This window comes from Rhodococcus sp. NBC_00297, assembly GCF_036173065.1.
GTDB lineage: Bacteria > Actinomycetota > Actinomycetes > Mycobacteriales > Mycobacteriaceae > Rhodococcoides.
Map to the genome: position 1 here is coordinate 342632 of NZ_CP108041.1, position 14448 is coordinate 357079.

15 protein-coding genes and 4 tRNA genes are annotated in these 14448 nt (G+C 69.5%); 10 read left to right on the top strand and 9 right to left on the bottom strand.

Annotated features, from left to right (window positions below; genetic code table 11):
* Nucleotides 1–135: 135 nt before the first annotated feature.
* Nucleotides 136–207 (bottom strand) — tRNA-Val (locus OG947_RS01525).
* 236 nt (nt 208–443) lie between these two features.
* On the opposite strand from OG947_RS01525, the gene OG947_RS01530 reads away from it, so the two are divergent.
* From OG947_RS01530 to OG947_RS01540, 3 genes are all read left to right on the top strand, one after another.
* Nucleotides 444–516 (top strand) — tRNA-Gly (locus OG947_RS01530).
* Nucleotides 517–566: 50 nt separating this feature from the next.
* Nucleotides 567–637, top strand: a tRNA-Cys gene (locus tag OG947_RS01535).
* Between the two features lie 21 nt (nt 638–658).
* Nucleotides 659–733: transfer RNA gene (locus tag OG947_RS01540), tRNA-Val, on the top strand.
* A gap of 46 nt (nt 734–779) precedes the next feature.
* On the opposite strand, the gene OG947_RS01545 is transcribed toward OG947_RS01540, so the two are convergent.
* On the bottom strand, nt 780–1022 hold the full coding sequence (locus OG947_RS01545; RefSeq protein ID WP_162246765.1) for a hypothetical protein: 243 nt from the start codon (nt 1020–1022) through the stop codon (nt 780–782).
* Nucleotides 1023–1218: 196 nt separating this feature from the next.
* On the opposite strand from OG947_RS01545, the gene OG947_RS01550 reads away from it, so the two are divergent.
* Both OG947_RS01550 and OG947_RS01555 read left to right on the top strand, forming a co-directional pair.
* Entirely contained in the window at nt 1219–1515 is a 297-nt protein-coding gene (locus OG947_RS01550; RefSeq protein ID WP_162246766.1) for a hypothetical protein, read from the top strand.
* A 3-nt stretch (nt 1516–1518) separates the two neighbouring features.
* Nucleotides 1519–2055: a GNAT family N-acetyltransferase gene (locus OG947_RS01555; RefSeq protein WP_307092853.1), complete on the top strand. Its 537-nt coding sequence runs from the start codon at nt 1519–1521 to the stop codon at nt 2053–2055.
* A 22-nt stretch (nt 2056–2077) separates the two neighbouring features.
* Here OG947_RS01555 and zapE read toward each other — a convergent pair whose 3' ends face one another.
* On the bottom strand, nt 2078–3088 hold the full coding sequence (zapE, locus tag OG947_RS01560) for a cell division protein ZapE (RefSeq protein WP_027505213.1): 1011 nt from the start codon (nt 3086–3088) through the stop codon (nt 2078–2080).
* 25 nt (nt 3089–3113) lie between these two features.
* Here zapE and OG947_RS01565 point away from each other — a divergent pair, with 25 nt between their 5' ends.
* Genes OG947_RS01565 through msrB form a run of 4 tightly spaced genes read left to right on the top strand, consistent with a single transcriptional unit; the run spans nt 3114 to nt 7188 of the window.
* The gene (locus OG947_RS01565) at nt 3114–3878 is read left to right on the top strand and encodes a pyrimidine reductase family protein (protein ID WP_328812969.1); all 765 of its coding nucleotides are present in this window, start codon (nt 3114–3116) and stop codon (nt 3876–3878) included.
* A gap of 4 nt (nt 3879–3882) precedes the next feature.
* Entirely contained in the window at nt 3883–5460 is a 1578-nt protein-coding gene (locus OG947_RS01570) for an alpha/beta hydrolase (protein WP_328812971.1), read from the top strand.
* Nucleotides 5461–5481: 21 nt separating this feature from the next.
* Nucleotides 5482–6756 (top strand): glycosyltransferase family 87 protein, encoded by a 1275-nt coding sequence (locus OG947_RS01575; RefSeq protein WP_155956979.1) that lies wholly within the window; start codon nt 5482–5484, stop codon nt 6754–6756.
* Between the two features lie 9 nt (nt 6757–6765).
* Entirely contained in the window at nt 6766–7188 is a 423-nt protein-coding gene (gene msrB / locus OG947_RS01580; RefSeq protein ID WP_222645270.1) for a peptide-methionine (R)-S-oxide reductase MsrB, read from the top strand.
* Here msrB and OG947_RS01585 read toward each other — a convergent pair.
* Nucleotides 7166–7666, bottom strand: a complete 501-nt coding sequence (locus OG947_RS01585; RefSeq protein WP_328812972.1) for an SRPBCC domain-containing protein — start codon at nt 7664–7666, stop codon at nt 7166–7168. The two genes, msrB and OG947_RS01585, sit on opposite strands and share 23 nt — an antisense overlap.
* A gap of 111 nt (nt 7667–7777) precedes the next feature.
* On the opposite strand from OG947_RS01585, the gene OG947_RS01590 reads away from it, so the two are divergent.
* A complete protein-coding gene (locus tag OG947_RS01590) occupies nt 7778–8236 on the top strand; it encodes a MaoC family dehydratase (protein ID WP_056444801.1) in 459 nt (152 codons plus the stop codon).
* On the opposite strand, the gene OG947_RS01595 is transcribed toward OG947_RS01590, so the two are convergent.
* Genes OG947_RS01595 through hemE form a run of 5 tightly spaced genes read right to left on the bottom strand, consistent with a single transcriptional unit; the run spans nt 8227 to nt 14421 of the window.
* Nucleotides 8227–10524: a molybdopterin-dependent oxidoreductase gene (locus OG947_RS01595; protein WP_328812973.1), complete on the bottom strand. Its 2298-nt coding sequence runs from the start codon at nt 10522–10524 to the stop codon at nt 8227–8229. The two genes, OG947_RS01590 and OG947_RS01595, sit on opposite strands and share 10 nt — an antisense overlap.
* Before the next feature lie 36 nt (nt 10525–10560).
* A complete protein-coding gene (locus OG947_RS01600; protein WP_328812974.1) occupies nt 10561–11256 on the bottom strand; it encodes an HAD family hydrolase in 696 nt (231 codons plus the stop codon).
* A complete protein-coding gene (gene hemQ, locus OG947_RS01605; RefSeq protein WP_027505205.1) occupies nt 11253–11948 on the bottom strand; it encodes a hydrogen peroxide-dependent heme synthase in 696 nt (231 codons plus the stop codon). Before hemQ ends, OG947_RS01600 begins: the two co-directional genes overlap by 4 nt.
* 38 nt (nt 11949–11986) lie before the next feature.
* Nucleotides 11987–13354, bottom strand: a complete 1368-nt coding sequence (locus OG947_RS01610; RefSeq protein ID WP_328812975.1) for a protoporphyrinogen oxidase — start codon at nt 13352–13354, stop codon at nt 11987–11989.
* Nucleotides 13351–14421, bottom strand: a complete 1071-nt coding sequence (hemE, locus tag OG947_RS01615; RefSeq protein WP_328812976.1) for a uroporphyrinogen decarboxylase — start codon at nt 14419–14421, stop codon at nt 13351–13353. Before hemE ends, OG947_RS01610 begins: the two co-directional genes overlap by 4 nt.
* Nucleotides 14422–14448: the final 27 nt, after the last annotated feature.

Genomic DNA, 14448 nt, shown 5'->3' on the forward strand with positions numbered 1-14448 from the left:
AGTCGCTGCGCGCTCTGCGGGGGCGACCCTGTCTGCGGGGGCCTTGTCGGTACTCACCAGGTCACCATACCCGGGGACACCGGCCTCGGAACCGCGAAAGGCCCCCGCTGCAGCGAGGGCCTGTCATCTTCTCTGTGGTCCCGGCTGGGATCGAACCAGCGACCTTCCCGGTGTGAACGGGACGCTCTTCCACTGAGCCACGGGACCGGGCAACGTGCGAGCACGTCGTCCGAACGAGGGGAAACGTTAACACGTCCCCGAGGGTGCTCCCAACACGGACCCCGACCCGCGCCGGCCACCGCTGCGGCCGACCGACCCTGCGGCGGTCGTGACAGGAGTGACGGCAGGGAAACACGGTGTGAACAGCGGATTTGTGACTTCCGGCCGACGTGGGCTAATGTTTCGAACCGCACCACGGAGGCGGAAACGCCACCGAGGAGTGTGCGGACGTGGCGCAGCTGGTAGCGCACAACCTTGCCAAGGTTGGGGTCGCGGGTTCGAATCCCGTCGTCCGCTCGAGGGTATCGAGTCTCCCGGTTCTCACGAGCCGGGGTTCTCGTCACCACGGTGGAGTGGCCGAGTGGTGAGGCAACGGCCTGCAAAGCCGTGCACACGGGTTCGATTCCCGTCTCCACCTCGTCACCCGACACCGGGTCCCGCGCGATTAGCTCAGCGGGAGAGCGCTTCCCTGACACGGAAGAGGTCACTGGTTCAATCCCAGTATCGCGCACCACCACACGAAGCCCCCGTCCTCGGACGGGGGCTTCGTGCATTCCGCCTCATCCCACTCGGTACCGCTCGAACAGCTCGTCGAGGTGCCGCGTCGTCGTCTCGTCGTCGACGTAGTCCACCTCGTCGCGCGTCGTCACGTGCACGTGATCGTGGGCGTACTGGATCCACTCGAAATCCGCCACCAGCTGATCGCTGCCGTACGCGCCCGCCTCGTCGACGGCCTTCTGAACCGCTGCCTTGACCCGGTCCACGCGACCCGTGAAGTACTGCACCGTCATCTGTTCGCTCATGTCGATCCTCTCGTCGTCGCCACGCTGCGGCGTCGTGACCCCGCGCCATCGTTCGTCGTTCATCCTCCGCCTACCCGATCGTCCGGTGTCGTGAACGACACGTCTCGGACGTCGGGAGTGAGAAGACACAACGGCGATCGCCCGCCGATCACCCGAATCGCCGTGTGCGTCCGGCGCAGGGTGATTGACTTGCCTCATGCCTACCTGGGGTTGGTTCGTCGTGGCTCTCGTGGTCATCGATCTCGCCGTCGTCGTCACCTGGTTCGCGCTGCGACACCGCACCGCCGCCGCACGGACGGAGACCGTCGACCGTCATCCCGTCGACGCCGAGACTCACACCGCCGTGGCCGCTCTGGTGCACGCGCGCAAGCCGGCGCAGGCGATGTCGCTGCTGCGCGATCGCACGGGAATGCCTCTGCGACAAGCGAAGAACGTGGTGGACGCCGTGGAGGCGACGGACCGCCCCCACGCCGCCCACCCTCGATCGGCCTGACGGGTGGCGACACAGCCCACGAGACGCGCCACGGACGCCGACGTGCCGGCCCTCGCCGATCTGGCGGGACGGACCTTCCCCCTGGCGTGTCCACCCGGAACGCTGCAGGAGGACATCGACCATTTCGTGGCGACCGTGCTGTCGGAGTCGGCGTTCCGCACCTACCTCGACGACGACGAGCGCATCGTGCGGGTTGCTCCGCAGGGCACGGCACTGGTCGGGTACACGATGCTGATCCTGTCGGCGTCGACCGACCCGGACGTGTCGAGCGCCCTCACGGCCACGGACGCCGTGGAGGTGAGCAAGATGTACAGCGACCCCGCCGCCCACGGCACCGGAGTTGCTGCAGCACTGATGGAGTCGGCCGCGGACGAGGCTCGACGGCTCGGACGCAGCGCGCTGTGGCTCGGAGTGAACCAGCAGAACGCCCGCGCGCTGGCGTTCTATCGGCGCAGCGGTTTCCGGCAGCTGGGAGAGAAGCGTTTCGCGCTGGGAGCCGTGCTGCACGAGGACTTCGTCATGCAGCGCGACCTCACCTGACGCCGACTCGGACGGTAGCGACTCAGACGGAGGCGAAGCGCGAGAGCGCCAGCAGACGCGACGTCGCGCGCAGGTACTTCTTCCGGTATCCGCCCTGGAGCATCTCCTCGGTGAAGAGCTCGTCGAGCTTCGCACCCGACACGGTGACCGGCGTACCCGCGTCGTACAGGCGGTCGGCCAGCACGACGAGGCGCAGCGCCACGGACTGGTCGGGTGCCGCGTGGACGTTCTCGATGAAGACGGCCGTGACACCCTCGATCAACTTCCCGTAGCGCGACGGGTGCAGGGTGCTCAGATGCTTCACCAGCGCGTCGAAGTCGTCGAGCGTCGATCCCTCGACGGCCGCCGCGGCGGCTTCGATCTGGTCCGCGCCGATCGGGTCCGGAGCCGGGGGCAGGTCGCGGTGCCGGTAGTCGGGACCGTCGACACGAATGGACTCGAAGATCGAGCCGAGCTTCTTGATCTCACGCAGGAAGTCCTGAGCGGCGAAGCGACCCTCGCCCAACTGGCCGGGCAGCGTGTTGGACGTCGCGACGATGGAGACGCCCTTGGCGGCCAACTCGGTGAGCAACCGGGACACCAACATCGTGTCGCCCGGATCGTCGAGCTCGAACTCGTCGATGCACAGCACGCTGTGACCGGACAGCTCGTCGAGCGCCTTCGTGAATCCGAGAGCTCCGACGACGTGCGTCAACTCGACGAAGGTGCCGAACGCCTTGGGCTCCGGCGACGCGTGGAAGATCGACGCCAGCAGGTGGGTCTTGCCGACGCCGAACCCACCGTCGAGGTACAGACCTGCGCCGGAGGCCGGCGTCTTCTTGCCGAACAGACCGCGCTTCCCGCCCGACCGGATCTTCGCGACCTTGCCGGCGAACTCCTCCGCCTTGCGCACGGCCTCGGCCTGCGTCGGCTCGTTCGGGTCCGGGATGTAGGACGCGAAACTCACGTCGTCGAACATCGCCGGCGGCACCATCTGGGCGATCAGCTGGTCGGCGGGCACCACGGGATCGCGGTCGACGAGGCGTTGTGGCATGGGACGAGGTTAACGACGTGGTGTGATGGCTTTTGTGCAGCGTATCGATAATGGGACCTACCTCACAGTGACCGACGACGATCTCACCGATCTCTACGCGTATCCGGCCGAGCTCCACTCCCCCTGGATCCGCGTCAACTTCGTGGCGGGCATCGACGGTGCGGTGTCGCAGGACGGGGTGTCCGGTGGACTGGGGACCCCTGCTGACAAGGCGGTCTTCGGCGAGCTCCGCTCGCTCGCCGACGCCGTCCTGGTGGGATCGGGCACCGTCACGGCAGAGAACTACGGCGGTGTCGAGGTGCCCGACGCGGTGCGCGCCGCGCGCACCGCGCGGGGTCAGAGCGAGGTCCCTCCGATCGTCGTGGTGACCGGCTCCGCGAGCGTCGATCCCGAGTCGACGGTGGTGACGGGCGCGGAGGTGCCGCCGATCGTGCTGACCACCTCGCACGCGCCCGAGGACAAGGTGCAGGCACTGCGCGACGCCGGGCTCACCGTCGTCCGCGCCGACGGCGACCTCACCGGCGACGTCGTGGTCGCGCTGCTGCAGGACCTCGGCCTGCAGCGAGTGCTGTGCGAGGGCGGGCCCGGACTCTTCGGGTCGCTTCTCGCCGCGGATGTCGTCGACGAGGTCTGCGTGACCACCTCGCCCACCCTCAGCGCCGGGACCTCGGGCCGGATGGCGACGTCCGATGCCGCCGTCGACCGCCCGATGACCCCGGGCCACATCCTGCTCGACGACGACGGGACCGTCCTGGTGCGCTGGGTACGTGCGCGCGAGATGGCACGCTGAACGTATGCAGATGTCGAGGTTCGGGTCACGGCTCGCCGCCCTGACGGCCGTCGTCGTGGTCGCCGCCGCGTGCGGGGCCGGACCGTCGACCCGTCCGGACGTGGCGATCGAGGGTGGATCGGCCGGGTCCGACGGCGGGCCCGCGACGACCGAACCCACCGACGAGGGGCCACGCCCCCTCGAGGCACCGGTCACCGACCTGAACTGGACCGACTGCACGGCCCGCACCACCGCTGCTCGCGGGGTCACGGCCGCGCCCGGAGTGCTGGTGGACTGCGCGACCTTCCCCGCTCCCATCGACCGCACCGTCGCCTCGGACGGCACGTTCGAACTCTCCGCGGTCCGCGTGCGCACGGCCGCCACGCCGGCGGACGCGGCGCCGCTGGTCTACACGTCCGGCACCGATCGACCGTCGTCCGCGGACATGGCGGCGCTCGCCGCGCAGCCGGACACCGCGCTCCTCGACGCCCACCCGATCGTCGGTGTCGATCGGCGCGGCATCGGCAACTCCGCGCCGTTCGACTGCTACTCGGGTGCCACGTCCACCCGCGACGCGCTGACCGACCTCGGGCAGTACTCACCCGGCACCGACGCGGCGGACAAGGTCGCGACCCTCGCCCGCGACGCGACGATCGCGTGTACCGACTTCCTGCTTCCCGAGGCACTCATCTTCGGGGTCACCAACAGCGCCGACGATCTCGAGGCGCTCCGGGAGGCGTGGGGAGTGCGTGCCCTGTCGCTCCTGGGATCGGGCAACGGCGCCCTCGTCGCGCTCGGGTACGCGGCCGCGTACGGCGACCACGTCGCCCGTCTCGTGCTCGATTCCCCCACGAGCGTCATCACCGACGCCGTCACCAGCGCCGAGCAGACCGTGCGCGGGGAGGAGGCCGCCCTGACGGCGTTCGCCACCCGATGCGCCGCCGTCGGATGCTCGCTCGGGGCGGATCCGCGCTCACAGGTGGTGGAGCTGTTCCGCCGCTCCGACGCCGGTGATCTCGCACCGCTGTCCGGTGCCACCGTTCGACAGGCAGTCGTCCACCTGCTGGCGTATCCGTCCACCGCCGACGGTGCCGCGCGGGTGCGCTCCACGTCGGACACGGTGGCAGGTGCGCTCGCCGGGAACACCACCGCACTCGACGACGCGGTCGACGAGGTGCGCGCCCTGACCGAGACCGACGGTCATTTCGTGAGCCGCTGCACCGACGGCCAGCAGTGGCCCGCGCCCGACCGGGTCCGGGAGCTGCAGACGTCGTGGTCGGGCCAGTACCCGGCCTTCGGTGCGACGGCGGCGTTGAACCTGCTCACCTGCTCGGCGTGGCCGGCGACCACCCCGCCGCCCGTCCCCTCCACCCTGGGGCTCCCGGTCCTGGTGCTCAGCGGGAACGCCGACGCCGTCACCGGTACGGAGCCGCTTCCGGCGGTCACGGGAGCGTTGGGCGCGGCCGGCGCGGCCACCACGACGATCACCTGGGACGGCATCGGACACCCCGTGTCGGTGGGCTCGAGGTGCGGGCGCGCGGCCGTCGCGGCGTACCTCGAAACGGGCGACGTGCCGGAAGGCGGTAATGCGTGTCCGGCCTAGTTGCCGGGGTACCGTCTCCGGGTGTCGTTCCGTCATCTCGAACCGCGAACTGGTGAGACCACCGCGCAGGTGATCCGTTTCGCGTTGTGGCCCATCGCCATCCTGACGGTCCTCAATCGCGTGATCGTCAAGGCCGTCAACGGCAACATCACCGACGATTTCCGCCCGGTCTACAACGCCGCGTTGGCATTTCTGAACCGGCGCGAGGTCTACACGGCGAACTTCGACTCGGTCGACCCGCACTATCTCTATCCGCCGAGCGGGACGCTGATCATCGCGCCGCTGGCCGTGCTGGACCCCGAGCGCTCGCGCTGGTTGTTCATCGGGGTCAACGCCGTCGCCGTGATCGTCGCGCTCTACCTGCTACTGCGCATGTTCCAGCTCGGCCTGTCGTCGGTGGCCGCACCGGTGGTGCTGCTCGCCGCGTTCTCCACCGAGACCGTCACCAACACACTGATCTTCACCAACATCAACGGCCTGATCCTGCTCGGCGAAGTGCTGTTCATGATGCTGCTGCTGAGGCGGCACCCGTACTGGTCCGGCGCCGCCATCGGCCTGACCATCGCCGTCAAACCGACTCTCGCACCGCTGCTTCTGCTGCCGCTCGTCCGCAAGGAGTGGCGCGTCTTCGTCACCGCCGTCGGTATCCCCGTCGTCCTGACGCTGCTCGCCCTCCCGCTGTCGGTCGACCCGATGGCCTTCGTCTCCCACACGGTGCCGTACCTCCTCGAGACGCGGGACTACTTCAACAGCGCGATCGTCGGCAACGGCCTCTACTACGGACTGCCCACCGCGCTGGTGCTCGCGCTCCGCGCCGTGTTCGCCGTGATGGTGCTCGTGTCCCTGTGGCTGCTGTGGAAGTACTACCGCCACGACGAACTGTTCTTCGTGACCACCGCGGGTGGGCTGCTACTGGTCGCATCGTTCCTGCTCGCGTCGCTCGGCCAGATGTACTACTCGATGATGCTGTTCCCGCTGATCATGTCGGTGGTGCTGCGCAACTCGGTGATGCGCAACTGGCCGGCGTGGCTCGCCGTGTACGGGTTCCTCAGCTACGACAGCTGGCTCGTCGGCCGCTTCCCGGAGTTCGGGCGCTCCATCGAGTACCTCCGCACGACGTGGGGTTGGTCGCTGATCATCGTCGTTATCTTCGCCGTGCTCGTCGGTCGCTATCTCACCGCGCGCCGCGAGGGCCGGCTGGACGGCGGCATCGATCCGGCGTTCCTGCTCGACGAGAACACGACCTCACCGAAGCCTGTACCTGCGACGACAGCGGGAACCGCGGCCACGCATTAGCGTGGAGGCATGAGTTCCGCACCAGAGAAGAAGCCCACGTTCGAGCTGTCCGACGACGAGTGGCGTACCAAGCTCACCGCAGCCGAGTACGCAGTGCTGCGCAAGGCCGGCACCGAGCGGCCGTTCGTCGGCGAGTACACCGACACCACCACCGAGGGCGTCTACAAGTGCCGCGCCTGTGACGCCGAACTGTTCCGCAGCACCGAGAAGTTCGAGTCCCACTGCGGGTGGCCGTCCTTCTTCGATCCCAAGGACACCGACGCCGTGATCCTGAAGGTCGACCGGTCGATGGGCATGAAGCGCACCGAGGTCCTGTGCAGCAACTGCCACAGTCACCTCGGCCACGTCTTCGAGGGCGAGGGGTACCCCACCCCGACCGATCAGCGGTACTGCATCAACTCGATCTCGCTCACGCTGGAGCCGAAGGCCTGAGTGAGCCGTAGTACCCGCACTGGGACGGGTGGTAGTCGTCGAAGGACGGCGACCACCCTTCCGTGTGTGTGGAGACCAGCATGTCGAGGTAGTACTCCCATCCCGGGCCGATGTCCTCGAGGCCGTCCGTCGTCGTCAGGTGGTGCCGGAACGTCAACGTGGTCCCGTCTCCCGTGGTCCTGAGCGTCACGTCGAACGTCCACCCGTCGGACTCCAGTGCGAGATACCTCGGCGCGTCACACGCCAGGATCGTCAGGTCGGAGGCGGGTGCGTTCTCCTCGAACCCCATCGTCACCCGCACGGTGCTGCCGGCTCCCGGCGTTCCCTCCCAGCTGCCGTACCACCGCGCGGTGCGCTCACTGACGGTGAGACTGTCCCAGACGTCGTCGATCGGTACGTCCAGGACGCGCTCCAGCACGAGATCGACACCCGTCTCGGCGCGCTCGAGTAGGCCGGTGGGTTCCGGGTGTGACGTCATCGGCGCATCGTACTGCGCTCGTCCTGCACCCAGGCCGGGTCCGCAGGGCCGGATGTGGCGCCCCGACAGAGGTTCTGTGCAGAACGGCTCGCCGCCGCTAGTGTCGGCTCCATGCGTACCTTCACGTCCGCGGACGACATCGTGTCCGCCCTCGGCGAGACCATCGGCACCAGCGACTGGCTGGAGATCACGCAGGAGCGCGTGAACCAGTTCGCCGACGCCACCGGTGACCACCAGTGGATCCACGTGGATCCCGAGCGCGCCGCGAAGGAGAGCCCCTTCGGTGGTCCCGTCGCCCACGGGTACCTCACGCTGTCCCTGTTGCCGGCCCTGTCCTGGCAGACCTACACGGTCGAGAACTCCACGATGGGAGTCAACTACGGCAGCAACAAGGTTCGCTTCGTCAATCCTGTGCTCGTCGGGTCGCGCGTTCGTCTGACGGCCGTCCTCGCCGCAGCAGATCGGCTGGACGGCGGAGCGGTGCAGATGACCGTCGACTCGACCATCGAGATCGAGGGTGCGACGAAGCCCGCGCTGGTCGCCCAGGTCATCAGCCGCGTCTACTTCTGACGCACGTCCCCACGATCGACGAACTCCGGCTGATCGTGCGCGCGGATCGGCGGCAGTTCGCCGGTCCACTTCTCGACGTCCACCAGGACGTGCTGGCCGGTGGACCCCTGCGCGAGCGACGACGTGCCGCGGTCGGCGGTGAGCACGTTCGGATTGCCGTGCACGCACATCGAGCGCGGGTCCGACGGATCGAGCGGGTCGTACCAGGCGCCGGTCGACAGTTGCACCACGCGCTCGCGCAGGCGATCGTCGACGACGAGCCCCGCGAGGCACGAGCCACGGTCGTTGAACACCCGCACCACCTCGCCGTCGCGGAGTCCGCGCGCTGCGGCGTCCGCGGGATGCATCCGCATCGGTTCCCGGCCCTGAATCTTCGACGCGAGGCTCACGGCCCCGTGGTCGAGTTGGCTGTGTAACCGGGTCCGCGGTTGATTCGCGATCAGGTGCAGCGGGAACGCCTGTGCGCGTTCACCGCCCAGCCACTCGTCCGGTGCGTACCACCGTGGGTGTCCCCCGCAGTCGGCGTAGCCGAACGACTCGATGTCGGCCGAGAAGATCTCGATGCGCCCGCTCGGTGTCCGCAAGGGGGCCCGCTCGGGATCGTCGCGAAAATCGGACAGCAGCGTCAGACCGTCCTCGGTGTCCATCCGGAACGTTCCCTCGGTCCAGAACTCGTCGAACACCGGCGGCGTCACCCGCCCCGCATCGGACACGAAACGTCGCCACTGGTCGTAGAGGTGACGCAGCCAGTCAGCGGACGAGCGCCCTTCCGTGAAGTCGTACTCGACGCCGAGCTCTCGCGCGAGCAGCGCGAAGGTGTCGTAGTCGTCGCGGCTGTCGGCGAAGGGCGGGACGGCGGCCTGCATCGCCACGAGCAGTGGGTCGTTGCGGGTGCAGCTCAGGTCGTCGCGCTCGAGGGTCGTCGTCGACGGCACCACGAAGTCGGCGTGCCGTGCCATCGGTGTCCAGTACGGCTCGTGCACCACGACGGTCTCGGGGCGAGCCAGAGCGGTGCGCAACCGGCCGATGTCCTGGTGGTGATGGAACGGGTTGCCGCCGGCCCAGTGCAGCAGCCGGATGTCCGGATACGTCGACGCGGTGCCGTCCGCGTCGTACGGCCCACCAGGGTTCAACAGCATGTCCGAGATCGCGGCGACCGGAATCGACGTCGACACACCGTTGAGGCCCTGGGGAAGCGTGGGCAGCGGATACGGCACGGGTGCCAGGCCGGGTTCGTTCATCGACCCGTAGCCGTGACCGAAGCCCGCGCCCGGCACACCGACGCCGCCGAGCATCGCGGCGAGCGTGAGACCCATCCACGGCGCCTGCTCCCCGTGGCGGATGCGCTGCAGTGACCAGGTGACGGTGACCAGCGTGGTGGCGCGAGCCATGCGCCGCGCCAGGGCGGTGATGTCCGACGCCGGGACCCCCGTCAGGTTCTGCGCCCACTCCGGTGACTTCGGGACACCGTCCGTCTCGCCGAGCAGGTAGCGCTCGAAGACGTCGTACCCGGTGGTGTACCGCTGCAGGAACGCGGTGTCGTGCAACCCCTCCGAGGCGAGCACGTGTGCCAGCCCCAACATGAGGGCGACGTCCGACCCCGGTACGGGTGCGATCCACTCCGCCGCTCCGTCCGTGTCGTCACGCAGCGGCGAGATCGAGACGATCCGGCCGCCGCGCGCACGGAGGCGATGCAGCGCGTCGCGTGTCGGATGATCGCTGGTGCCACCGTGATTGACCGACGTGTTCTTCAGCGGAACCCCGCCGAACGCGACCAGCAGGTCGGTGTGCTCGGCGATCACGTCCCACGAGGTGGAGCGCGAGAACATCTTCCAGTGCGTCCCCATGACCCGAGGCATGATCGTGCCGGTGGCGCCGAGGGAGTAGCTGCCCACCGACCGCGTGTAGCCACCCAGGGTGTTCAGGAACCGGTGAACCTGACTCTGCGCGTGGTGGAACCGGCCCGCGCTGCCCCACCCGTACGACCCGCCGAAGACGGCCTCGTTGCCGTGCTCGCGCACGACTCGACGGAGCTCGCCGGCGAGCAGGGGGAGGAACTCGTCCCACTCCATCTCGACGAACGCGTCGGCCCCACGCGCGGTGGACGGTCCGGGGCCGTTCTCGAGCCAGCCCCGACGCACCGCCGGTCGACGGATGCGCGAGCGATGGGTCACCGACCCGGGAACGTTGCCCAGGATCGGGGACGGATCGGCGTCGCCCGTCGGCGGACGGACCGCGACCACGTCCCGGCCGTCCGTGTCGGCGGTGTACATACCGAAGTGGGCCATGTGCTGCACCCCACGGCGCGCGGACGTCACGGCGCCCTACGCGAGCGCGAGACCGTGCGCCGCCACGGCGTCGAGCAGAGCCGACGGTCGTTCGGACGTCGGCAGTGGATCGAGCAGCGCGAAGGACATACCGAGCGCCTGCGCTCCGCCGTCGGCCTCCTCGCTGTCGCCGACCATCAGGCACGAGGCCGGGTCGACGCCCAGAGCGTCCACGGCGGAACGGAAGATCGCGGCTTCGGGCTTGACGGCGCCCACCTCGAACGACAGAGCGTAGTGCGCGACGGTGTCGTGCACGCCGAGCAGATCGAACGCCGCGCGCAGATCGAACGCGATGTTGCTGACCACCGCCACGGGAACGCCGCGATCGGCGAGGCCGTGCAGCACTCGCGCCGTGTCGGGGTACGGCGTCCACGAGGACGGGTCGATCACTTTGTCGTACAACGCCTCGGCGTGCTCGACGCGGTGCACACCCGACGCCTTCAGCACTGCCAGGTAGGCGGCCCGGTGCATCGCGGGGTCGAGATCGCGAGCCTCCCAAGCCCGGTGGCCGTCGTCGTCCAGGGTGACCACCGACCCGACGGGCTGGGTCATGCGGCGCATCAACTCGGCCTGGAGATGACCGTCGATCTGCTCGTCGTCGCCGACACGCAGATCGGTGAACCAGCTCTCGTCCTCCTCGAGACGGAACAGCGTGCCGGAGAAGTCGAAGAGCACCGCGGCCGGCGTGGTCACGGTAGTGACTCGACGAGCGCCTCGACCGTCACCCGGGGTCCGCTGAAGAACGGAACTTCCTCCCGCACATGACGTCTGGCCTCGGTCGCACGCAGATCACGCATCAGGTCGACGATGCGGTCCAGCGTCGGAGCCTCGAACGCGAGAATCCACTCGTAGTCGCCCAGGGCGAACGACGGGACGGTGTTGGCGCGCACGTCCTTGTAGCCGCGTGCCGCCTTGCCGTGGTCGGCGAGCATCGTGCGACGCTCCGCGTCGGGCAGCAGGTACCAGTCGAGCGAGCGGACGAACGGGTACACGCAGATGTAGGCGCCCGGCTCCTCGCCGGCGATGAAGGCCGGGACGTGCGACTTGTTGAACTCCGCGGGGCGGTGCAACGCGGCGTTGCTCCAGAACGCATCGCACGCGCGGCCGAGAGCCGTCGACCGACGGAAGCGCGCGTACGCCGCCTGCAGGTCCTCGATCTTCTCCGCGTGCCACCAGATCATGAAGTCGGCGTCGGCGCGCAGTCCGGCCACGTCGTAGATCCCGCGCACCACGACGTCGGTCTCGTCGAGACCGTCGAAGAACGCGCGGGCTTCGGCGAGCACCGCCTCCCGATCCTCACCGAGGGCGCCCGGCCGAGCCGTGAACACCGAGTGCATCGAGTAGCGCAACGTGGAATTGAGTGCTTCGAAATCGAGACGTGCCATGACACCCATCGTGCCACCCGGCCGTCCCGATCGGGCCGTCAGGCCAGCGCCTCCGCCAGCCGGGCCGCCGCCGCGGATGCCGTCGCGACGCACGCGGGAACTCCGACGCCGTGCAGGTACGCGCCCGCGAGTTCGAGTCGGCCCACCGCCGAGGCGGCGTCCTCGACGCGGGCCACGAGGTCGGTGTGGCCGGGGCGGTACTGCGGCAGTCCGCCGTGCCAGCGTTGCACGAACGTCGTCGTCGGCTCCTCGTCCACACCGAGCACCTCACGCAGATCCGTGCGGGCCGCCGACACCAGGTCGACGTCGGGCCGGTCGACGATGTCCGCGTCCCCGAAACGTCCGAAGGAGACCCGCACCAGCTGGCCGCCGCGCTCGGCGAGATGCGGCCACTTGCGGCTCGACAGCGTGAACGCTTTGGCGCGCAACGGAACACCGGAGGAATCGAGCTCCCCCGTGGCGACCAGGACGCCCGAGTTCTGCGGTAGTCCCCCGTCCTCGAACCCGAGGGCCACCACTGCCGACGAGGCGAGTTCCACGTCCCCGAGTTCCCGCGCGAGTGCGGGCGCCGTGTCGAGCAGCATCGAGACCGTCTGCGGTGCGGGCGCGGCGAGGACGACGCCGCCCACCACCCCGACGCCGTCGACGTGCCACGCGCCCCGGCCGTCGGACGTCACCCGCCGCACGTCCGCGGCGACGAGTTCGGCACCGGAGGCGGCGAGCAGCGCGTCGAGAAGCACGCCGTAGCCACCGCGCAGTCCGCCGAACACCGGCCCCGGCGACGGCGTCGGGCGCGCTCGCTCGACGGCGTCCACCAGCGACGGGGCACCGGCGTCGAGGGCCGCGGCGAGAGTCGGCACCGCGGCGCGGATGCTCGTGGTGACGGCCAGCCCGGAGTAGACGCCGCCCAGCAGCGGGTCGACGCTCCGCGCGGTCACCTGGGAGCCGAAGCGTTCGGACACCAGGTCACCCACCGACGCATCGTCGCCGGGCGTCCACCGCAGCGGCCGGTCACGATCGGTGTCGATGCGGCGGCACGTGGCGTCGTCGACCAGATTCCGCACCGAGTCGGACGTGGCCGGGATGCCCATCAACGTGCCGGTCGGCAGTCCGTGCAGTGCGCCGCCCGAGCGCAGGAGCGGGCGGGCGGCGGGCGACGGCCGCACGAGCTGATCGGCGAGTCCGAGCTCGTCGAGCAGAGCGGGAACCTCTGGACGACGCGCGATGAACGCCTCGGCACCGACGTCGACCGGGCCACCCGCCAGGTCCACCGACCGGAGTTTGCCCCCGATGCGCGGCGCCTTCTCGACCACCACGATCCGCGCGGCGGGTCCCAGCGACTGCCGCAGCCGGTACGCGGCCACCAGTCCGCTGATGCCCGCTCCGACGACGGCGACCGAGGTCACAGCGAGTGCACCAGCTCCACCACCGACGTCACCACGTCGGGATCGGTGGCGGGCAGGACCCCGTGGCCCAGGTTGAAGATGTGCCCGGTGGCGCCGGAAGCGAGTGCGGCGTCCGCCTCGCCCACGATGCGGGTGACCTCGCGGCGCACCGCGTCGGGGCCCGCGAACAGCACGGCGGGATCGAGATTGCCCTGCAGAGCCTTGCCCGGACCGACTCGACGAGCGGCGACGTCGAGCGGGATCCGCCAGTCGACACCGACGACGTCCGCGCCCGCCTCCCCCATCGCCCCGAGCAGCTCGCCCGTCCCGACACCGAAGTGGATGCGCGGCACGCCGGCCGACGCCATGGCCTCGAACACGCGGCTGGAGTGGGGGAACACGAACTCGCGGTACTCGGCGAGTGACAGCGCCCCGGCCCACGAGTCGAAGAGCTGGACCGCGTCGACGCCGGCATCGGCCTGCGCGGTGAGGAAGGCGATGGTCATGTCGGCCAGCGACGAGAGCAATGCATGCCACGTCTGCGGATCCGAGTGCATGAGCGCCTTGGTGCGCTCGTGGTTGCGACTCGGACCGCCTTCGACCAGGTAGGACGCCAGCGTGAACGGTGCGCCCGCGAAGCCGATGAGGGGCACGTCCTTCAACTCGGCCATGAGCAGGGAGATGGCCTTCGCGACCGGCTCGATCTGCTCCGACTGCAGGACCGGCAACGACTGCACGTCGGCCACGGACCGCACCGGGTTCGCCACGACGGGACCGGTGCCGGCCACGATCTCGAGGTCGACGCCGGCCGCCTTGAGCGGCACGACGATGTCGGAGAACAGGATCGCCGCGTCGACCCCGTGCCGCCGGACCGGCTGCATCGTGATCTCGCAGACCATCTCGGGGTCGAAGCACGAGGCGAGCATGGAGGTGCCCTCCCGCAACTTGCGGTACTCGGGCAGCGACCGACCGGCCTGACGCATGAACCACACGGGCCGACGCGACGGCGTCCGTCCCGTCGCGGCCGCGAGGAAGGGAGCTTCGGGCAGGCTTCGACGCGGACCGACGGCGTCAGGGATGGTGTTCATCGGCGTCCATGCTGCCAGAGACGCACA

Coding starts and splice junctions, on each gene's coding strand:
- hemE (WP_328812976.1), bottom strand. CDS start 14,421: ATGAACACCATCCCTGACGCCGTCGGTCCGCGTCGAAGCCTGCCCGAA.
- zapE (WP_027505213.1), bottom strand. CDS start 3,088: ATGCCACAACGCCTCGTCGACCGCGATCCCGTGGTGCCCGCCGACCAG.
- OG947_RS01570 (WP_328812971.1), top strand. CDS start 3,883: ATGCAGATGTCGAGGTTCGGGTCACGGCTCGCCGCCCTGACGGCCGTC.
- OG947_RS01595 (WP_328812973.1), bottom strand. CDS start 10,524: ATGGCCCACTTCGGTATGTACACCGCCGACACGGACGGCCGGGACGTG.
- OG947_RS01550 (WP_162246766.1), top strand. CDS start 1,219: ATGCCTACCTGGGGTTGGTTCGTCGTGGCTCTCGTGGTCATCGATCTC.
- OG947_RS01545 (WP_162246765.1), bottom strand. CDS start 1,022: ATGAGCGAACAGATGACGGTGCAGTACTTCACGGGTCGCGTGGACCGG.
- OG947_RS01585 (WP_328812972.1), bottom strand. CDS start 7,666: ATGACGTCACACCCGGAACCCACCGGCCTACTCGAGCGCGCCGAGACG.
- OG947_RS01565 (WP_328812969.1), top strand. CDS start 3,114: ATGGCTTTTGTGCAGCGTATCGATAATGGGACCTACCTCACAGTGACC.
- msrB (WP_222645270.1), top strand. CDS start 6,766: ATGAGTTCCGCACCAGAGAAGAAGCCCACGTTCGAGCTGTCCGACGAC.
- hemQ (WP_027505205.1), bottom strand. CDS start 11,948: ATGGCACGTCTCGATTTCGAAGCACTCAATTCCACGTTGCGCTACTCG.
- OG947_RS01590 (WP_056444801.1), top strand. CDS start 7,778: ATGCGTACCTTCACGTCCGCGGACGACATCGTGTCCGCCCTCGGCGAG.